The organism is Proteiniphilum sp. X52 (assembly GCF_003712195.1).
Classification (GTDB): domain Bacteria; phylum Bacteroidota; class Bacteroidia; order Bacteroidales; family Dysgonomonadaceae; genus Proteiniphilum.
The window spans coordinates 339,604-359,459 of record NZ_RDSD01000001.1 but is presented as its reverse complement, the minus strand read 5'-3'; the positions used below and the strand labels follow the sequence as shown (position 1 = coordinate 359,459).

General features: G+C 45.8%; 16 protein-coding genes. 11 read left to right on the top strand and 5 right to left on the bottom strand.

Annotation, left to right across the window (positions count from 1 at the left end; genetic code table 11):
- Nucleotides 1–220: 220 nt before the first annotated feature.
- From D7D25_RS01195 to D7D25_RS01185, 3 genes are all read left to right on the top strand, one after another.
- Nucleotides 221–1,750 carry a Do family serine endopeptidase gene (locus D7D25_RS01195; RefSeq protein ID WP_122967354.1) on the top strand — a complete coding sequence of 510 codons (1,530 nt, stop codon included), beginning with the start codon at nucleotides 221–223 and terminating at the stop codon, nucleotides 1,748–1,750.
- A gap of 208 nt (nucleotides 1,751–1,958) precedes the next feature.
- Nucleotides 1,959–2,819, top strand: a complete 861-nt coding sequence (locus D7D25_RS01190; protein ID WP_019538504.1) for an RNA polymerase sigma factor RpoD/SigA — start codon at nucleotides 1,959–1,961, stop codon at nucleotides 2,817–2,819.
- Nucleotides 2,820–3,099: 280 nt separating this feature from the next.
- Nucleotides 3,100–4,257 carry an OmpA family protein gene (locus tag D7D25_RS01185; RefSeq protein WP_122967137.1) on the top strand — a complete coding sequence of 386 codons (1,158 nt, stop codon included), beginning with the start codon at nucleotides 3,100–3,102 and terminating at the stop codon, nucleotides 4,255–4,257.
- A 57-nt stretch (nucleotides 4,258–4,314) separates the two neighbouring features.
- Here the strand turns inward: D7D25_RS01185 and D7D25_RS01180 are convergent, their stop codons facing one another.
- The 5 genes from D7D25_RS01180 to D7D25_RS01160 all read right to left on the bottom strand — a co-directional run bounded on the left by D7D25_RS01180 (nucleotide 4,315) and on the right by D7D25_RS01160 (nucleotide 10,657).
- A complete protein-coding gene (locus D7D25_RS01180) occupies nucleotides 4,315–6,783 on the bottom strand; it encodes a bifunctional UDP-N-acetylmuramoyl-tripeptide:D-alanyl-D-alanine ligase/alanine racemase (protein WP_122967136.1) in 2,469 nt (822 codons plus the stop codon).
- A gap of 42 nt (nucleotides 6,784–6,825) precedes the next feature.
- Complete coding sequence (locus tag D7D25_RS01175) at nucleotides 6,826–7,803, bottom strand: GSCFA domain-containing protein (protein WP_122967135.1); 978 nt, start codon at nucleotides 7,801–7,803, stop codon at nucleotides 6,826–6,828.
- Between the two features lie 525 nt (nucleotides 7,804–8,328).
- A complete protein-coding gene (locus D7D25_RS01170; RefSeq protein WP_122967134.1) occupies nucleotides 8,329–9,522 on the bottom strand; it encodes a class I SAM-dependent rRNA methyltransferase in 1,194 nt (397 codons plus the stop codon).
- Nucleotides 9,519–10,109, bottom strand: a complete 591-nt coding sequence (locus D7D25_RS01165; RefSeq protein ID WP_122967133.1) for a 3'-5' exonuclease — start codon at nucleotides 10,107–10,109, stop codon at nucleotides 9,519–9,521. Before D7D25_RS01165 ends, D7D25_RS01170 begins: the two co-directional genes overlap by 4 nt.
- The gene (locus D7D25_RS01160) at nucleotides 10,085–10,657 is read right to left on the bottom strand and encodes a DUF5063 domain-containing protein (protein WP_122967132.1); all 573 of its coding nucleotides are present in this window, start codon (nucleotides 10,655–10,657) and stop codon (nucleotides 10,085–10,087) included. Before D7D25_RS01160 ends, D7D25_RS01165 begins: the two co-directional genes overlap by 25 nt.
- A 349-nt stretch (nucleotides 10,658–11,006) precedes the next feature.
- Between D7D25_RS01160 and rimP the strand changes: the two genes are divergently transcribed.
- The 8 genes from rimP to pssA all read left to right on the top strand — a co-directional run bounded on the left by rimP (nucleotide 11,007) and on the right by pssA (nucleotide 19,766).
- Entirely contained in the window at nucleotides 11,007–11,474 is a 468-nt protein-coding gene (gene rimP / locus D7D25_RS01150; RefSeq protein WP_122967130.1) for a ribosome assembly cofactor RimP, read from the top strand.
- A 3-nt stretch (nucleotides 11,475–11,477) separates the two neighbouring features.
- Nucleotides 11,478–12,875 (top strand): transcription termination factor NusA, encoded by a 1,398-nt coding sequence (gene nusA / locus D7D25_RS01145; RefSeq protein ID WP_122967129.1) that lies wholly within the window; start codon nucleotides 11,478–11,480, stop codon nucleotides 12,873–12,875.
- Between the two features lie 71 nt (nucleotides 12,876–12,946).
- On the top strand, nucleotides 12,947–16,039 hold the full coding sequence (gene infB, locus D7D25_RS01140; RefSeq protein WP_122967128.1) for a translation initiation factor IF-2: 3,093 nt from the start codon (nucleotides 12,947–12,949) through the stop codon (nucleotides 16,037–16,039).
- A 214-nt stretch (nucleotides 16,040–16,253) separates the two neighbouring features.
- On the top strand, nucleotides 16,254–16,778 hold the full coding sequence (locus D7D25_RS01135) for an OmpH family outer membrane protein (RefSeq protein ID WP_255417127.1): 525 nt from the start codon (nucleotides 16,254–16,256) through the stop codon (nucleotides 16,776–16,778).
- 16 nt (nucleotides 16,779–16,794) lie between these two features.
- Entirely contained in the window at nucleotides 16,795–17,646 is an 852-nt protein-coding gene (gene murI / locus D7D25_RS01130) for a glutamate racemase (RefSeq protein WP_255417126.1), read from the top strand.
- Between the two features lie 5 nt (nucleotides 17,647–17,651).
- Nucleotides 17,652–18,230 (top strand): CvpA family protein, encoded by a 579-nt coding sequence (locus D7D25_RS01125; protein ID WP_122967127.1) that lies wholly within the window; start codon nucleotides 17,652–17,654, stop codon nucleotides 18,228–18,230.
- Between the two features lie 153 nt (nucleotides 18,231–18,383).
- Nucleotides 18,384–19,064: a phosphatidylserine decarboxylase family protein gene (locus D7D25_RS01120; RefSeq protein WP_122967126.1), complete on the top strand. Its 681-nt coding sequence runs from the start codon at nucleotides 18,384–18,386 to the stop codon at nucleotides 19,062–19,064.
- Between the two features lie 6 nt (nucleotides 19,065–19,070).
- A complete protein-coding gene (gene pssA / locus D7D25_RS01115; RefSeq protein ID WP_122967125.1) occupies nucleotides 19,071–19,766 on the top strand; it encodes a CDP-diacylglycerol--serine O-phosphatidyltransferase in 696 nt (231 codons plus the stop codon).
- Nucleotides 19,767–19,856: the final 90 nt, after the last annotated feature.

The window sequence follows — 19,856 nt, the reverse complement described above, 5'->3', positions numbered from 1 at the left end:
AAACCAGGAATTAAAGAAACGCTATGGAAAGTGACCCACGGTGTTCCGTCAATCTGTCATGCTAAAACCACTCTGAATGAAAACAATAGGGTTAAATCGGGTTAATCGATCTTCGTTTGCGTTAAAAGTGTTAAAAAGTCAATCCACAGCGAAAAAATCTGCATGCTATTTGTCATATATTTGCAAACAGATTAAGACAAACATCAACATTCAAAGAATTATGAACACAGGAAATAGTAAAAATGTATTTGTTATCGTTTTGGTCGCAATGATAACTTCCGTTATCACTCTGTTGGGTTACAACATAATAACTAAAAACAACGGAAACAGCGCGCTCCCCGGTTTATCAGGAGACAGGGTTTCAGAAGAAGTCAGCGCCTATGCCGACTCCTTTTCGCAAGACAAGAACATAGTACTCACAAGCCTTACCACATCGGACGGTTATCCCGACTTTACGGAAGCAGCCGCCAAATCAGTCGACGGCGTAGTTCACGTAAAAACAAAGACAATAAGCCAGCAACAATATATCAATCCGTTCGATTTCTTCTTCGGATTCGGTGACCGCATGCCTTCGCAGCCCCGCGAACAGGTGGGTTTCGGCTCAGGGGTAATCATCTCCAAGGACGGATATATCATCACCAATAATCACGTGGTGGAGAATGCCAATGAGGTATCGGTCACGCTCAACGACAACCGGGAATTCAACGCCAAAGTGGTCGGTACCGACGCTATGAGCGATATTGCCCTACTAAAAATTGATGGGGATGACTTCCCCTATCTCACTTTCGGGAGTTCTGATGCCCTCCGGGTGGGAGAATGGGTATTGGCGGTAGGTAACCCGTTTAACCTGACCTCTACGGTCACTGCCGGTATCGTCAGTGCCAAAAACAGAGGCAATGTAATGGGAGGCGGGTTAGGCATTCAATCCTTCATTCAGATAGACGCAGCCGTCAACCCCGGAAACAGTGGAGGCGCGCTGGTCAATACACGGGGAGAACTGGTGGGGATCAATACTGCCATTTACTCACAGACGGGTAATTTTGCAGGATATGCTTTCGCCGTTCCCATCTCAATTGCGGGAAAAGTGGCTGCCGACCTGAAAGAATACGGCACCGTACAGCGCGCCTTGCTGGGAATATCGGCACCAAACATAGAAAATATCAGGCGTCAGGATCCCAATAAAGCACGCGAACTATCGCAAATAAGAGGCGTCCTTGTGGACGATTTCAGCGACCGAAGCGCGGCCAAAGCTGCCGGTATTCAGAAGGGAGACGTTATTACCGCTATCAACAACGTACCTATCCGCAACTTCGCCGAATTGCAAAGTCAGTTGAACAGATACCGCCCCGGAGATCAAGTCAGCGTAACGGTTGACCGCAACGGTGACAGCCGTTCATTTAACGTCGCACTGACAAACGATGAAGGAAGCACTGAAATCACACGCGGCACAAATGCCTTAAGCGCTTTGGGCGCCACCTTCAAGCAAATACCTGATGAAAGGAAAAAAGCATTGGGAATATCGAGCGGTATTGAAGTGGAAAGCGTAAAAAGCAATGGGCTCTTCCGGAAAGAGGGAATCAACAAAGGATTTATCATTATGAGAATCAACAATACACCTGTGAATACCGAAAGCGATATAAATAACATTGTAGCGGCCACCAGCAACCGCCAGGATAAAGTACTGCTTGTAGCGGGATTCTATCCCAACGGAAGAACACAGTATATTGCCATCGATTTGACAATCAGGTGACGAAGATCGGTTAACAAAAGTTAATCTCGACTTTTTCAGTAACAAAAAAGGAGTGATTCGTGTTTTATAGCAAAGGAATTGGGTGTAATACCAGATTCCTTTGTTATGGTTTATTGACGGGGCTTTTATGTAAGTATCAGAAATATTTTGTAGTTTTGCACCCCCGAAATAATACACCATAAGATAATTTAGTAAGGATTAATTATAAATGAGACAATTAAAGATTACAAAATCAATCACAAACCGGGAAAGCGCTTCTTTGGACAAATACCTTCAGGAGATCGGCCGTGAAGACCTGATCACTGTGGAAGAAGAGGTGGAATTGGCGCAGGCCATCAAGAGAGGCGATCGCCAGGCGCTGGAAAAACTCACCAGGGCCAATCTCCGATTTGTGGTATCGGTAGCTAAACAGTACCAAAACCAGGGATTGAGTTTACCCGACCTTATCAATGAAGGGAACCTCGGTCTGATAAAAGCTGCCGAGAAATTTGACGAAACCAGAGGGTTTAAATTTATCAGTTATGCCGTTTGGTGGATTCGTCAATCCATTCTGCAAGCGTTAGCCGAGCAGTCGAGGATTGTCAGATTGCCGTTAAATCAAGTAGGATCACTTAATAAAATAAGCAAAGCCTTTCAAAAATTTGAACAGGAGAATGAGCGGAGGCCTTCGGCTGAAGAATTGGCACAGGAACTGGATCTGTCGGTGGAAAAAGTGACGGACTCACTAAAAGTGTCAGGCCGCCATATCTCCATGGATGCTCCTTTTGTAGAAGGAGAAGACAATAGCCTGTTGGATGTATTGGTGAACGATGACGCACCTGTAGCCGACCGCACGCTGATCAACGAATCACTTCAAAAAGAGATTGACAGGGCGCTCTCCACACTGACCGAAAGGGAAAGCGATATCATCAAAATGTTTTTCGGTATCGGCTGCCAGGAGATGACCTTGGAAGAGATCGGCGATAAATTTCAGTTGACGCGCGAACGCGTCCGCCAGATCAAAGAGAAAGCAATCCGAAGGCTCAGACAAGACTCCAGGAGCAAGTTACTGAAAACTTACCTGGGTTAATCAGAGCCTATTATCAGAAATAAAAAGCAAAAAAATTGCTTAAAATGCCACTATAGCGATGTTTTTTGGTGATTTTTTACACAAAATAGAGTATATGTGAAAATTAAGTTTTATATTTGTGATCCGAAGTAAGAATGAATACACTTCGATGAACATTATTTTAGCGGAAATGTTATACATGAAGTAATAAAGGTACTAAGTGTGTATTACACATGTCTAACGAACGACAGAAAATAATATCGAGTTATTGTAATAAAATGTTTAATTAGAATTTAAATTTATGAAAAAGTTTGGTTTACTTTTATTCTCGGCTCTTATTGCATTCAGCATAAGCGCGCAAGAAGTACAAAACGTTTCTCACGGTACAGTGTATCTGAAAAACAAAGCAAGTGATAATTGGTATATTGGTCTTGGCGGCGGAACCAACCTTTACATGACCAAAGCCGAAAATGACGCCAAAGCAAACTTCGGCGACCGTCTGGGATGGAACGGACAAATCGAGGTGGGACGCTGGAACTCTCCCAATTGGGGTGCACGTGTGGTTATCGACGGTGGTCATATCAAACACGTAGCCGGCACACCGGTTCCGAATGAACAAAATTGGTTAGGCGGCCACTTGGATCTGATGTACAATGTCACCAACGCGTGGGGCAGCTACAATCCCGACAGGGTTTACAGCCTGGTTCCTTATCTTGGTATCGGTTACATGTACGGACTGAATGAAGACTGGAAAAAGCCCAATGCGAACGGCGACTTGTTCAAACACCAAAACCAGACATTGACCTACAATGTGGGTTTGATCAACAATTTCCAACTTTCCAGAAGCGTTGCTTTGTTCCTTGAAATAGGCTACAAAGTATTCCAAGAATCTTTTGATTTCAGTGGAGTAACCGGAGATTATGAATACGACAGCAAGTTGACCGCCGCGGCAGGTATCAAATTCGGTCTTGGCGGAAAACAGGATTTCACTCCTGCCGAGCTGATGGATTACAACCTGATCAACGACTTGAACAGCCAGATCAACAGACTGCGTGCTGAAAACGAAAAACTGAGCCTCAGACCGGAATCTTGCCCGGAATGTCCTGAAGTTCAACCGACCGTTGTTTCTGAAGGTGTATACGTGCCGAACGTGGTATTCTTCCGCATCAACTCCGCGAAGATCGACAGAGGTCAGCAAGTAAGCGTTTACAACACTGCTGAATACCTGAAAGCTAACCCGAATGCGAAAGTAAACATCGTGGCTTATGCCGACAGACAAACCGGTACTCCGGAATACAACTTCGCGCTTTCTGAAAAACGCGCAAGAGCGGTTGCCGACGCGTTGACTAACGACCACGGAATCAACAGCGACCGTATCTCCATCGACTGGAAGGGTGACACCGAACAGCCGTACGCGGAAAATGACTGGAACCGTGTTGCTATCTTCTTCGTTGAGTAAGAGAAGGCATGGCAAACAGTAAATAAAAAATATCCCGGCCAATGCCGGGATATTTTTTTATTCCTTAATATAGACGCGTTTTACGCGTGGGGAGACAGAGGTGAGTATTTCGTAAGGGATTGTCCCGATACTTTCCGCTAACTCTATCACAGACAGATTTTCGCCAAACAGGATCACGGTATCTCCCTCCTCTGCTTTAATATCGGTGACATCCACCATACAAAGGTCCATGCAAACATTCCCCACAATAGGAGCATATTGCCCGTTAATCAGTACTTTTCCTTTCCGGTTCCCGAATTGCCTGTCCAATCCATCCGCATAACCAAAACGAATAGTAGCTATGCGGGCATCCCGGTCCAGTTTTTCCTTTCTCCCGTAACCGATAGTTTCGTTTGAGGGGATCCGCTTGATCTGCAAAATAGTCGTTTTCAATGTACAGGCATTCTTAAGACCCTGTAAACCGCTCGCACTTATGCCATACAACCCGATTCCCAAACGCGCCATGTCCCACTTCGTTTCCTGAAAACGCTCCATACCTGCAGAATTGAGAATATGCTTGTAGATGGGATAATTGAAGGCTTGCTCAATTTCCTCTGCAGCCTTCCTGAATATTTCCATCTGCCTGTGGGTGAAATCATCGAAATGCCAACTCTCACTTGCCGACAGATGAGAGAATACGGAACGTACCTTCAACCCCTTTTGTTTTTTAAGCAAGCCAATCATCTCGGTTATATGCTCCGGCAAAAATCCCAACCGGTGCATTCCGGTATCGATTTTCAGATGGATGGGATAACCGGCAATGCCTCTTCGTTCCGATTCCTTAATGAATGCCTCCAGAATACGGAAATTGTACACTTCCGGTTCCAGATCGGCGGAGAAAAGTTCTTCGAAGCCATTCACTTCGGGATTCAACACGATCAAAGGCAAAGAAACACCTTCTTTCCGGAGTTGGATCCCTTCCTCGGCCACAGCTACCGCCAGGTAATCACAACGGTGGTATTGGAGCGTCTTGGCAATCTCCACCGCACCCGCGCCATATCCGTTGGCCTTCACCATGCAAACCAGTTTCACATCCGATTGCAGGCGGGACTTATAAAAATTGAAATTATGCACCACAGCATCCAGGTCGACTTCCAGCATTGTCTCATGTATACGCTCCTCAATAAGAGCGCTGATCTGTTCAAAATGATATCTCCGTGCCCCTTTCAGCAGGATCAACTCATGATTGAAGTTTTTCCATCCGCCTGAAGAGATGAATTGATCTGTTGTCTGATAAAAGGATTTCTCCGGCATTGAAAACAGATCGTGATGGGCAGAGATATCTCTGCCTATACCGATAATTCTCACCACACCGCTCTGCTCAACCATCTCCGCTACCTTTTTATAGAGAGACTTGGGTGGTATTCCCATCTGAAGAATATCGGAAAGAATCAACGTTTTCTTCAGATGGCGATCCAGCCTTCGCTGTTGTTGGAAATCAAGCGCGATTTTAATGGAATTGATATCAGAATTATAGGTGTCATTGATAATAATGCAATTTTCTTTTCCTTTCCTCACGTCCAACCGCATGGCGACCGGCTCGAGCCTAGCCATCCTGGAAGAAATATCTGCCGGGGAAATATGCAGGTAAAGTGCCACCGCTAGGCAACTTATTGCATTTTCAACGGAAGCATCATCCGTAAAAGGGATGGTAAAGGAATCGTCAAAATCCAGCAGCGAATAGTTAATCACTGTTTTCTCCCCTTTCTTTTTTACGGAGGAAATATACAAATGCGCGTCCCTGTTCTTTCTCGACCAGGTAAAGGTTTTCTGGAAAAGCACCATCTGGTCGACACATTCTGAAACCAGATCATTATCTTCATCAAAAATAAACACATCACAGTTGACAAAAAGGGTCAGTTTTTCCTTGATCTTTTGCTGCAAGGAAGCAAAATTTTCCTGATGAGCCTCCCCTATTTTCGTCAATACTCCGATCGTAGGCCGGATAATGGGCGCCAGCTTTTCCATCTCATCCGGCATCGATATCCCTGCCTCAAAAATTCCCAGTTCTGTATCATCGTCCAATTGCCACACTGAGAGAGGCACGCCGATTTGGGAATTATAACTCCTGGGTGAACGGACAATATTATAATTATTCTCGAGTATCTGGTAAAGCCATTCTTTTACAATAGTTTTCCCGTTACTGCCGGTAATTCCGATGACGGGTATATTGAATTTTTTTCTGTGATAAGCCGCGATCTTCTGCAATGCCGACAAACTGTTCTTCACTTTCAGGAAATTCGCATCAATAAACTTTTCCCATTCCGGTAAAGTCTTGGATACTATAAAATTGCGCACGCCCTTTTCATACAGTTCTCCTATAAAAACATGTGCGTCATTATTTTTGGTTTCCAACGCGAAGAAAAGCGTCTCGGCCGGCAGTGTCAATTTACGGCTGTCGGTAAGCAAAATAGTTATTCTATCTGACCGCTGCTTGTTAACCGGAACACCTAATATGGCTCCTATATCTTGAATATTGTATTGCATAAAATTAATTTTCCAATTTGCAGATTTTGTGGATTAAAAAAATCATCCCATCAACTGACATTTCTCCTCGTCGCACGAAATCTCCGGATATCTCCGGCTAAAAGCCTCCATTTTCAGTAAGGTATCCTTTACAAACGCAGTGTGAGCCTCCGTGCCGGGATAAAGCGGACGATGCTCAATTGCTTTTCGGATATGCTCCCATTCTTCATTGATATTCATGGTCTCAGCGGAAAAGAATGTATTGCTGAAAAGTTGCCAAATATAATCTGCCGCGAAGGAGGAAGGGTGCATCATATCCTCATCGTAAAACCTGTAATCACGTAGTTCATCGATCATCACTTCGTAGGCAGGAAAATAACGGACATTTTCCGGGAAAACTTGTTGTAAGTTGTCTATCGCCAGATGAAGCACCGATTTACTGATTTGATTCTCATGTGCTCCCTCTTTCCAGTGACGGACGGGGCTGACAGTAAACAGCCATTTGACACCCGGACGAATGGAGGTCAGCACAGAGATCAACCTCTTCCACTCCTCAGTAACCTCTTCTACCGACAAACGGGTCCGGTGGAACAGACGGGCGGGAAACTTATGGCAATTCCCCGCTATTTCGCCGCTGTCTCTCCATCGATATGTATATGCGGAACCAAAGGTGATAAGGAAAAGATCCGTCTGTTGGATATTCGCGGCAGCACTTTCAAAACGTTCTGAAATTTTCCGCAAACAAGCAGTCTTGTCAGGAGCAGAAAATTGGCCATGATGCATCAAGCTATGATATATCCCATTATTGAATACCAGATCGGTTTCGGAAAAGGGAATTGCGGACAACAACCTTTGCATGGCAGCGGAAACAGAAAAAGGGTTGTACAAAATACCGAAAGGATTCGCATCCACCCGGAACTTATATTGCTGAAGTTTCCTGCCTATATTTTCAGAAAAGCAGGAACCGAAAAGCATCATCCGGGTGGAGTGATCAATCCGTATATCCGATACGGGAATATCTATGATTGTCCTAAAATTCATATATAAACCATTTTCATCACAAAAATAACAATAATAGCGCCATTTCGCCCATGCAACCGGTTTATATTTTGTGAAATCATAATATGGAGGATGTGATAAACTGAAGATATGTGGAGGCGAGCATATGTGGAGGCGAGCATATGATAAACCGAGAGCTTGATCCGACGATGTGTTGAAGGGAAGATTGTCTGTCAGGGAAGAGGGTTCCCTTTTAGTTTTCACTTTTCATTTTAAGTGTGAGGTCTATAAAAAAGGAAAGGTTGTCTCACGACAACCAATCTTCATTGTTAACCTTAAATCTAATACCATGAAAAACACGTTGCAAAGATAAGCGTTTTTGTGTTATAAAACATACTTTCCGAGCATAAAAATCACATATTTCATATAGTTTAACTGATTCTCGATCGATCAGGGGTGTTTTAAACAGATTTAAACGCATTTTTTAGTCACCGGGGTTATTTGAGACCAATTACCCATGACCGATGAATGGGCGTCCCACAAATCTTGAATTTTGAATCTTGAGTCTTATTCCACCTCAAGGACCAATCCTTTCAGGTATTCACCTTCGGGATGATAGATATTGATAGGGTGATCGGCCGGTTGTGTAAGTTGGTGCAGGATCCGTACTTTCCTGCCCGATATGGCGGCAGCACTGAAAACAGCCAGCCGGAACTGCTCAGCAGAGATCACCTGTGAGCAAGAAAAAGTAAACAGGATACCGCCGGCAGCAATTTTCTCCAAGGCATGAAGATTCAGCTTTTTGTAGCCCTGCAACGCGTTATTGATGGCTCCCCGATGTTTCGCGAAAGCCGGTGGATCCAGGATGATAAGATCCTTTTCTCCATCGGGAAGCTGTTTGAGGAACTTAAAAGCATCTTCAGCACAGGAACGGTGCCGGGGATCGTCACCAAAATTGAGCGCCACATTCTGGTCGGCAATCGAAACCGCTTTCGCGGAGCTGTCGACCGACACCACCGAAGCGGCACCGCCCCGAAGGGCATACACCGAGAAACCTCCGGTATAACAAAACATATTCGCCACGTGCCGGTCTCTCGCATAATACTCCAATAGCGCGCGGTTTTCCCGCTGGTCGACAAAAAAACCGGTCTTTTGTCCCTTCAACCAATCGATACGGAACTGCAAACCATTTTCCATGGCAATTCCATCGACATCCTCCCCTCCCGAGAGATAGCTGTTTTCAAGAAAGATACCGGCTTTATAGGGTAGTGTTCCCTCCGATTTATAAAAGATATGCTTCACCGCATCGGCAGGAAGGATGCCCTTTAACGCATTGGTCACCAACTCCAGGTCTTTGTGAATTCCCACCGAATGGGCTTGTACCACCGCCGTATTGCCGTATATGTCGACAATTAAGCCCGGGAGATAATCCCCCTCACCATGCACCAACCTGAAAATTGTATTATCAGGTCTGACAAGATTCAGCGTCGAGCGCATCTTATAGGCATTGGAGAGTCTTCTTTCATAAAATGCACCGTCTACAGCTTCATCAACAAAAGACATGATACGCACAGCAATACTGCCGATCTGGAAATGCCCCACCCCTAAGAAAGAGCCGTCGGCTGACAATACCCGTACCGTTTCCCCTTCAATCACACCTTCCGGTTTATGGGCGATGGCACCCGAGAAAACCCATGGATGAAAGCGTTGTAATGACGCCTCCTTGCCGGGGCGCAACCGTATCTCTTTGTATGGCTTCATCTCTCTGTTCGGATTAAATGATTATAAATACGAAGGCAGGCCCAGGCATCGATCGCCGCGTAGGACTGTTGCGCGGGGGTAAGCGTTTCAGCTTCCCAATTCGAAACACGTTGGTTTTTGGATATCTTTTTGCCAAAAAGAATAGCATAAATCTTTTGCAAACTGTTATCCTCTATGCCGAATTGATCCACAAAACCCTGCAAATCGATAAAATTTTCCGGTTTCCGTCCCGACCGTTTTCTGAGGGCTGCAAAATCGTCGCGCAACGAAAGACCTATTTTCTTGATCCCGGGATCGCTCAGGATCCTTTCCAGTTCATCAGGATAACCGATTTTGTTTAAACGGAACAGGAAACACACCTCCTCCGTGGAGAGTTGCACAAGAGCCACCTTATTTATTTGTCCCCGCTTGAACGCGGGCCTGGTCTCCGTATCGAAACCCAGCGCACCGTGTGAAGAAAGATAGTGGCAAGCTTGCCGTATTTCCCCAACATGGTCAACAACCACTATTTCACCCTTAAAGGTCTCCAATGGCAACTCCGCCAACTCTTCTTTTGAAATCGCTAACCCCACAATTCCTCCTCCCATAAATCCGCCTCATCATTTTCGTTTTCCAAGTAGAGACACTTCAACGCGTGCAACGGACGCAACACGTTTACCAACTTTTGTCCCCAATAGAGACGGAAGTTTTCTTTACACTGATACAGCGCATCATTCATCTGTTCAGTAAGGCCAATCTGATACACCGACACAAAATTCCTGATATCCTGATAAATATCTGCGATATTTTCCGACACAAACATGGATATGGGCGTATCACTGTATTTCATCTCTTCCACAAAGACATCAAGATAGACATCCTCCTCACCCATCACTTCCGACACCCCGTTTGCTACCCGCGAATAATCTTCTTCCCTGACAAAAGTGGCCGGAACCTCCTCCTGTGTGGCTGCCGTCTCAGGCAACAAAAGCGCCTTCACATACAAAAGGGGAAGCATTTTCAATAGCCTGTCCACCCACTCTTCACGAGCAAGAGGTTCGTTTTTTTCCAAAAACAGACAAACCTCCACGGCAATAGTGACGAAGTCGATTACACTTTTATCATATACGATCTTATCAATATCTGCTTTCTCCATACGCTCAATCCGTGTAACAACATGCCCTTTCTAATCTGGAGAGGGCATACACTTTTTTTCGGAAGACAAAATTACGCATTATTTTCCGATAATATCACACCCGGCGGTGGCAAACAACTGATCCGACAATACAAAAAAAGTCACAAACATTTTGTGAATCCGTTTGAAAATAATATCTTTGCCCCCGTAAAGGAGGAGGGAAGCAGGACACACACCGCTTCCTTTTTTATTCGTACAAAAAAGACTCAAGAGGCAAAATCACCACACAAGACATTTTAACTATATCTTTGTGTGTGAACTTTAATGAATTTATATCTTATGAGTCTCTCTTACTGACTGATAAATAAATATGATCGAAAAGAAACTGATTATCGATTTTGCTGAACAATATCTGGAAGGTTCGCCCAATTATCTGACGGACGTTTCGGTGAGTGCGGATAATACCATTACCGTTGAAATTGATAACGATCATGGAGTGGATATTGACGATTGTGTCGCGTTGAGCCGTTATTTGGAGTCAAAACTCGACCGTGACACAGAAGATTTTGAATTGACCGTCACCTCGGCCGGACTCTCCTCGCCCTTCAAAATATCGCGTCAGTACAAAAAATACGAGGGCAGGGAAGTGGAAGTACTCAGCAAGAACGGACAGAAAATTACCGGGACGCTGAAATCGTCTGATGACAACGGGTTCACTGTCTCAGTCACAAAAAAGATAAAACCCGAAGGTGCCAAACGCAAAATCGAAGTGGAAGAGGATCTCCGTTTTGCGTTTGAAGAAGTAAAACATACAAAATATCTTATACGATTTAAATAATATATGGGTAAGAAGAAAGAAACCATCAGCCTCATCGATACATTTTCTGAATTCAACGAGCTGAAGAATATCGATAAAGCCACACTCATCAGCGTGCTTGAAGAATCGTTCCGCAATGTTATTTCCAAAAACAACGGTACGGATGAAAACTATGATATCATCATCAACCCCGACAAAGGTGACTTGGAAATATGGCGTAACAGGGTGGTTGTGGAAGACGGTGAACTGGAGGATCCCAATTTGGAAATTAGCCTGTCGGAAGCCCGGAAGATCGATGAGGATTTTGAGGTGGGAGAAGAGGTTACCGACGAGGTATCGCTCGACCATTTCGGCCGCCGCACTATCCTGAATCTCAGGCAGACACTGGCTTCCAAGATACTGGAACTGGAAAAAGACAATCTCTATAACAAGTATAAGGAAAAAGTAGGAGAAATTGTTTCCGGAGAGGTCTATCAGGTCTGGAAAAAGGAATTATTACTGCTCGATGATGAGCATAATGAGCTGATCTTACCCAAGACAGAACAAATACCCAGCGATTTTTTCCGGAAAGGGGAACATGCCCGTGCCGTGGTGGCACGCGTCGAGAACAAGAACAACAATCCCAGGATCATTCTTTCGCGCACCTCACCCGTATTCCTTGAAAGGTTATTTGAACAGGAGATTCCGGAGATTGCGGACGGACTGATTACCATCAAAGGTATCGCCCGTATTCCGGGTGAACGAGCCAAGGTAGCTGTGGAAGCGTATGACGATCGCATCGATCCGGTAGGAGCCTGTGTTGGGATGAAAGGATTTCGTATTCACGGCATAGTGCGTGAATTGCGAAACGAGAACATCGACGTAATCAACTACACTAACAACACCACTCTCTATATCCAGCGGGCGTTGAGTCCTGCCAGGATCAACTCCATTACCGTAAGGGAGGAGGAGCGTCGTGCCGAAGTATTTCTTAATCCCGAAGAAGTCTCCCTTGCCATTGGAAAGGGTGGTGCCAATATAAAACTGGCCTCCATGCTCACCGGTTATAACATCGAAGTGTTCCGCGACATAGACGAGGTGGACGAAGAAGATATCTATCTCGATGAATTCCGTGATGAGATCGATGGATGGGTGATCGACCAATTAAAAAAGATCGGCTGTTCCACTGCCAAGAACGTACTCGCGATGGGACGTGAAAGGCTTATCAGAGAAGCGGATCTGGAAGATAGTACAGTAGATGAGATATTGGCCATCTTACGCTATGAGTTTGAAGAAGATGACCTGGACGACACAGATATGGATGCGGAAGCAGATGTATACGTGGACACAGATATCGAGGCAGAATCAAATATAGATATGGATACCGCTACAGACACGGAGGCCGATATGGGCATGGCTGTCGAAGAGGAAGATGATAATTAGTCCAATCCAATCCCGGTCAATATTATACATACTGTTCACAACATAAAAGAGAGAAAGGTTAGGAGAGATATATGCCTGTAAGACTAATAAAAGTATCAAAAAATTTAAATGTGGGAATCAACACTCTTGTTGAATTCCTGCACAAGAAAGGTATTGAAATTGAAGCAAATCCCAATGCGAAAATTGAGGATGAACAGTATGATATACTGATTGCCGAATTCGGTAAAGACAAAAATATACGCAAGGAAGCGACTATCACCCGTGAAAAACTACATCGTCGTGACGAAAAACGGGAGACTGTCGCCATAGAGGGCTATGAACTTCCGGAAGAACAAACTCCCAGGAAAAAGACAGAAAAAGAAGCTATCGAGACAGAGATACCTGACGAATTAAGACCTCACTTCCATGTCGTAGGCAGCATTGATCTCGACAACCTTCATAAAAAGAAAAGCGGACCAGAGAGAGAAGAGCCGGTGAAGGAAGAGATTGAAGAGATCATTGCGCCGGTTTCCCGTGAAGTGGAAACACAGCCCGAGGCCGAAGTGGAAAAACCGGCCCCTGTTGAACAGGCGCCGGCAGAAGAGATTTCTATTGAAACAGCTCCCACTGAAGAGATCACTTCACCTCAGGGGGGAGCACAAGCAGAAGAGAAAAAGGAGGAGGGCGTAAAAGAGAAAACAGAGGAACAAAGAGAAGAGAAAAAGGAAGACACCGCACATCCGGTGGTAGTGGAAAAAGCCGAAGCGGAAGAAATAAAAAAACCAGAGCCGGAGGAAGCAGTAACAAAACCGGTCTCCGAACCGGTATCGGAAGCCGCCGAAACAGCGTCGCGTAAAGATGACTCTCAAGAGGAAGAAAAAACCGATGAGACAAAACCCGACTCAGTATTCCGGTTACATAATAATAAACTGGAATCCAATATTGTGGTTAAAGGATCTATCGATCTGGATTCGATCAATGACCGTACCCGGCCCCCCAGAAAGTCGAGAGCCCAACGGAAGAAAGAACGGCTTGAACGCGAACAGAAAGCGCTGGACACTAAAAAGCTGAAAGAAGAAAAGGTGAAACAACTGAAAAAGGAGGCGATCGATGAAAAGAAAAAGCAACCTGACACTTCTGAAAGAGATAATGACAGTGCAAAGAAAAAGAGAAAACGCATACGTTCGGGACAGGTGAACATCGACAAACCTACCGCCTACACTCAGGGCTCCAAAAGCAACAACAAAAAATTGTCGCTCAGGAAACCACTTAAAGCCGAGGTCAGTGAAGAAGATGTACAAAAACAGATAAAAGAGACCCTCGCGCGCCTCACTGAAAAGAGAGGAAAGAAAGCGGGCGCGAAGTATCGTCGTGAAAAGCGCGAAGCCAGCGCCCAGAGGCAACAGGAGGAACTCAAACAGCAGGAAAAGGCAAGCCGCATATTACAGTTGACCGAGTTTGTCACGGCAAACGACCTGGCCAATATGATGAATGTCCCTGTGACCAATGTCATCTCCACCTGTATGAGCCTGGGGGTAATGGTGGCTATCAATCAGCGTCTCGACGCCGAGACCATTAATATTGTGGCCGAAGAATATGGCTTCAAAACCCAATATGTGAGTGCCGATGTCATTGAAGCAATCGCCGATCAGGAAGACGCGCCCGAAGACCTGATACCGCGTCCGCCCATTGTCACTGTGATGGGACACGTGGATCACGGGAAAACATCATTACTCGACAGTATCCGCAGCACTAACGTGATTGCGGGTGAAGCCGGCGGTATCACGCAACATATCGGAGCCTACAACGTGCAGTTATCCGACGGGCGTAAGATCACCTTCCTCGACACGCCGGGCCATGAGGCATTTACCGCCATGCGCGCGCGGGGCGCCAAGGTGACGGACGTGGCTATTATCATCGTAGCGGCAGACGACAATGTGATGCCCCAAACGGTAGAAGCCATCAACCACGCGGGCGCGGCAGGCGTCCCCATTGTGTTTGCCATTAACAAGATCGATAAACCGGGCGCCAATCCCGAAAAAATAAAAGAAAGGCTGGCCGAAATGAACTACCTGGTAGAGGATTGGGGAGGAAAATACCAATCACAGGATATATCGGCAAAGAGTGGCATCGGTATCAATGAACTACTGGAGAAGGTGTTGCTTGAAGCTGATCTGCTGGAACTGAAAGCCAACCCCAATCGGAGGGCAACCGGATCCATCATTGAGTCGTCACTCGACAAGGGAAGAGGTTATATGGCCACCGTGCTGGTGGAAAATGGAACGCTCAGGCAGGGTGATATCGTATTGGCAGGCTCCTACTTCGGCCGAGTGAAAGCCATGTTCAACGAGCGTAATCAGCGTATAGAAGAGGCCAGGCCATCTGAACCGGCGCTGATACTCGGTTTAAACGGAGCGCCTCAGGCTGGCGACACTTTCAATGTAATGGAGACCGAACAGGAAGCACGCTCAATTGCCAACCGTCGCGAACAATTGCAGCGCGAACAATCGTTGCGTACACAAAAAATGCTCACACTCGACGATATCGGACGCCGTATCGCTATCGGCAGCTTCCAGCAGCTGAATATCATTGTAAAAGGAGACGTGGACGGATCGGTAGAAGCACTCTCCGACTCATTGATACGTCTTTCCACGGAAGAGATCCAGGTCAATGTGATTCATAAGGCCGCGGGCCAAATCTCGGAGTCGGACGTTAGCCTGGCGGCAGTGTCGGATGCCATCATTATCGGCTTCCAGGTACGTCCCTCGCTCGGGGCACGTAAAGAGGCAGAGAAAGAAGGGGTGGATATCCGCCTCTACTCTATCATCTACGATGCCATAGAAGAGGTCAAAGCGGCTATGGAAGGTATGCTTTCTCCCGATATCAAGGAAGAGATTACCGGTAACGTTGAAGTGCTGGAAGTATTCAAAATATCAAAAGTGGGAACCGTAGCCGGATGTATGGTACGCGACGGCAAAATAAAACGCGCAAGTCGTATCCGTCTCATCCGCGACGGTATCGTAATCTTCACCGGCGAGTTGGAATCGCTGAAACGGTTCAAAGAGGATGTGAAAGAGGTTACTTCAGGCTATGAGTGCGGCGTCACCATACGTAATTTTAATGATATAAAGGTGGGTGATGTGGTGGAAGCCTACGAAGAGACTGAAGTAAAGAAAAAATTATAAAAAACCCTAATTATGGATCATCCCGTTCAACACGGAGATCCAAGGGCTTTATGTATGTAACCAGTTGACATTGTAATTTTAATTCCTACCCTGAGAGCGGCCGCATTTGCTCTTCACAAGCGGGTGCGGCCACAACACACAGGAGATGGGAAAAGAAATTGCAATTGAAACCGGGTTTTATCAATTGAATATTCACTTTTTAAAATAGTTGACAATGACAAAAAGAGTTTTTTTCACGCTTAGCCTACTTATTTCATTGGTCGGTGGAACTGCTTTTTCACAGGTGTTGCCACAAGTTTCCGTTGCTTATGTAAATACAACCCAACTACTGGACCAAATGCCTGAAAAAGCACAGGCCACACAGCAACTGCTTACATTAAGTGAGAATTACGAAAAAGAGCTGGAGCTGATGCAGAATGAATACAACAAAAAGTATTCCGACTACATCACCTATCAAGCCTCTCTCTCAGAAAATATCAAGCTGCGCAGGATGCAGGAACTTACCGAACTGGAAAGCAGGATCACTCAATTCATGGAATTGGCCCAGAAAGACATTGAAAATCGGGAGAAAGAATTACTGGAACCCCTGAAACAAAAAATAAACAATGCCATTCATCATGTCGGCATTGAACAGGGATATACTGTAATTTATGATCTGGCCAATCCGGGGATCGCCTTTGTATCGCCCGACGCGGTCAATGCCAATCCTTACGTGAAATCAAAACTGGGCATCCGCTAAGCGATCTGCGGCAGACGTGGAAGAACAAACAGGACTGGATAGCCGGAAAACAGGGCCAATCGGCATCTTCGACTCCGGATATGGCGGACTTACGGTACTCTCCGAAATAAGAGCGCTGATGCCGGAGTATGACTATGTCTATTTGGGCGACAATGCCCGTGCTCCGTATGGAAGCCGTTCCTATGAGCGGGTATACCAGTTCACGCTTGAAGCGGTGAGGTGGTTTTTCAGGCAGGGGTGCCATCTGGTAATCCTGGCATGTAACACCGCCTCCGCAAAAGCATTACGCACCATCCAGCAAATCAACCTGCCGGAGCTTGATCCCTCGAAAAGGGTATTGGGTGTGATCCGCCCCACAGCAGAGTCGATAGCAACTCTCTCGGAAAACGGCCATATAGGCATTTTGGGGACAGAAGGAACCATTCGATCGGGATCGTATGAGTTGGAGATCGGCAAACTCTACCCGGATATAACCGTAACGGGCGAAGCATGTCCCATGTGGGTTCCCCTTGTGGAAAACAGGGAGTACCACACACCGGGAGCCGATTATTTTGTGCGACAACATCTGGAGAGACTCTTTGAGAAAGATCCTCTTATCGACACAATTATCCTGGGATGCACCCATTATCCACTCCTCATGAACAAGATAACCCGATACCTTCCCCAGAATGTGAAAGTAATTTCCCAGGGAAAGTATGTGGCCGAAAGCCTCAGGAACTACCTGCAAAGGCATCCTGAAATGGATCGAAATTGCACAAAAAAAGGTAACATACAATACTTTACCACCGACTCACCGGAAAAATTCGGACAACAGGCATCCATTTTCCTGAATGAACAGGTTGATGCCTTGCAAACCAATCTTGAATAAAAGCTATGAACTGGTTTGATCTCACCGTGGGCATACTGCTGCTTATCGCCTTTATCCACGGATACCGTAAAGGATTAATCATGCAGGTTGTGGGACTGGCAACTCTCGTCCTGGCAGCCATCTTTGGGGGAAGACTGGCCGGTACCATCCTACCCGAAATAAACAGGCTGATAGACCTCTCGCCGCAAGCGGCAAGGGTATTGTCTTTCATCCTCGCGTTTGCGGCCATCGCTATCGCTCTCTCACTGGTCGGACGAATACTACAGCGCTTTATCGGTATAATCTTTCTCAGTCTCATCAATCGTCTGCTGGGAGCAGTAATTGCAACCGGCACAATGATGGTGTTCCTGAGCATCATCCTCAATCTGGCGTTGATGCTCGACCATAACGGACAGCTCATCAATAAAAAAACGAAAGAAGAATCATTTTTCTTCAACCGGGTGGAAGCGGTAATTCCCGCTATCGTTCCTTATCTTCAACCTCAACTATGGGAGGAAATTATTCCCGAAAAATATCGTGAGGAAATAGAAAAAAAGAGCGAACCCATTGACTCGGCATACCCACAACTCCACTTCAATATTTAAGTGGAAAAGGGGGAAGGTATCCCTGAGTGAATGTGCCAATGTGCCAATGTGAATAATGGGGATAATGGGATAATGGGATAATGGGATAATGAAATTTAATTTTTACTTATAAACTCTTGGCTTTTAGCGCTAAAAGTCTTTATTCTTTAAAATATGAAACAATTACGAATACATAAAGAAGGTAAATCGGCTTTGATAAAAATAGGAGTTGTACTTATCCTTCTCAATGCAGTTTTCCTGATCCTGCTTCCCGGTACAATATTCACCTTCTTCCTGGCCCTTTTGTCATTTTTGTTATATGCCATGGCGATCAACTTTTACAGACACCCTGATCGCGCCTATAAAGGCGATCTGCACGGATTGGTAAACGCACCTACAGACGGTAAAATTGTAACCATAGAAAAAGTATTCGAAAAAGAGTTCTTTCATGACGAACGTATTCAGATTTCTATCTTCATGTCATTCTTTAATGCTCACTCCAATTGGATACCGGTCACCGGCAAAATCACCCATTTCTCCCATATAGAGGGAAATTTTCATGCCGCATACCTGCCCAAAGCGAGCCATGAAAATGAACATACCAATATTTTGATAGAGACGCCCGACCATGGCACAATACTCACCAAACAAATCGCCGGGGCAATGGCAAGAAGAGTGATCACCTATGTGAAAGAGGGTGATGAAGTACATATTGGGGCGCCATTGGGTTTCATCAAACTGGGTTCCCGAATGGATATTTTCCTGCCGCCGGACAGTGAAATATTGGTCGACCTGGGAGAAGAAGTGCATGCCAATGTCACCTTTTTGGCAAGGCTCCCCCAAAAGGAAGGATAACGGACTATGCGCAAACAGATACCCAATATCCTGACTTTGTTGAATCTCTTCTCCGGATGCATAGCCATTGTCATGGCGTTTCAGGGCAACTTTAAAGCGGTAGTGATAGGGGTTGCAATCGCCGCCCTGTTCGATTTCCTGGATGGCATGGCGGCACGGCGCCTAAATGCTTATTCCCCTTTGGGCAAAGAGCTGGATTCCTTGGCAGATGTGGTCAGTTTCGGCACTGCTCCCGCAGCGGCAGTTTTCATACTACTTCGGGATTACGCCTTACTGCCAGGTTATCTGGAATCACTGCACATCTGGATCCCATATCTGGCATTCCTTATCCCTGTTTTTTCCGCATACCGGCTGGCCAAATTCAATGTCGACGAACGACAAACCACCTCATTTATAGGCCTGCCCACTCCCGCCAACGGACTATTCTGGATTAGCTACTGCTCCGGAATGACTGAAATAGCAACCCAAAATGAAAACTCCTTCTATCTAACCGCCGGATTGATCGTCCTCATGTCGTTATTGATGGTCTCCGAAATACCGATGTTCTCATTGAAAATCAAAAAATTGGCGTTCAAAGGAAATGAGAGGCAGGTTATCCTGCTCATCCTGATGGTACTGCTGGTGGTACTGCTGGGCATCAGCGGCATGGCCTGGGGGATCGTGGCCTATGTCATTCTTTCCGTTTCAGTGCCACGTCGCTGATCCGGAACAAACAACCGACCCATGACAAACGGGCAACGGCACTAGTCAACCCTGTAAAACCGCGAATGGGAAGGGTCTTGGAATCGCCGA

What these genes read in the sequence shown, in the direction of transcription:
- D7D25_RS01165 (WP_122967133.1), bottom strand. Translation starts at nt 10,109, where the DNA reads ATGGGAGGAGGAATTGTGGGGTTAGCGATTTCAAAAGAAGAGTTGGCG.
- D7D25_RS01175 (WP_122967135.1), bottom strand. Translation starts at nt 7,803, where the DNA reads ATGAATTTTAGGACAATCATAGATATTCCCGTATCGGATATACGGATT.
- pssA (WP_122967125.1), top strand. Translation starts at nt 19,071, where the DNA reads ATGCGCAAACAGATACCCAATATCCTGACTTTGTTGAATCTCTTCTCC.
- D7D25_RS01190 (WP_019538504.1), top strand. Translation starts at nt 1,959, where the DNA reads ATGAGACAATTAAAGATTACAAAATCAATCACAAACCGGGAAAGCGCT.
- infB (WP_122967128.1), top strand. Translation starts at nt 12,947, where the DNA reads ATGCCTGTAAGACTAATAAAAGTATCAAAAAATTTAAATGTGGGAATC.
- D7D25_RS01160 (WP_122967132.1), bottom strand. Translation starts at nt 10,657, where the DNA reads ATGGAGAAAGCAGATATTGATAAGATCGTATATGATAAAAGTGTAATC.
- D7D25_RS01125 (WP_122967127.1), top strand. Translation starts at nt 17,652, where the DNA reads ATGAACTGGTTTGATCTCACCGTGGGCATACTGCTGCTTATCGCCTTT.
- D7D25_RS01185 (WP_122967137.1), top strand. Translation starts at nt 3,100, where the DNA reads ATGAAAAAGTTTGGTTTACTTTTATTCTCGGCTCTTATTGCATTCAGC.
- D7D25_RS01180 (WP_122967136.1), bottom strand. Translation starts at nt 6,783, where the DNA reads ATGCAATACAATATTCAAGATATAGGAGCCATATTAGGTGTTCCGGTT.
- D7D25_RS01195 (WP_122967354.1), top strand. Translation starts at nt 221, where the DNA reads ATGAACACAGGAAATAGTAAAAATGTATTTGTTATCGTTTTGGTCGCA.
- D7D25_RS01120 (WP_122967126.1), top strand. Translation starts at nt 18,384, where the DNA reads ATGAAACAATTACGAATACATAAAGAAGGTAAATCGGCTTTGATAAAA.
- D7D25_RS01135 (WP_255417127.1), top strand. Translation starts at nt 16,254, where the DNA reads ATGACAAAAAGAGTTTTTTTCACGCTTAGCCTACTTATTTCATTGGTC.
- rimP (WP_122967130.1), top strand. Translation starts at nt 11,007, where the DNA reads ATGATCGAAAAGAAACTGATTATCGATTTTGCTGAACAATATCTGGAA.
- nusA (WP_122967129.1), top strand. Translation starts at nt 11,478, where the DNA reads ATGGGTAAGAAGAAAGAAACCATCAGCCTCATCGATACATTTTCTGAA.
- D7D25_RS01170 (WP_122967134.1), bottom strand. Translation starts at nt 9,522, where the DNA reads ATGAAGCCATACAAAGAGATACGGTTGCGCCCCGGCAAGGAGGCGTCA.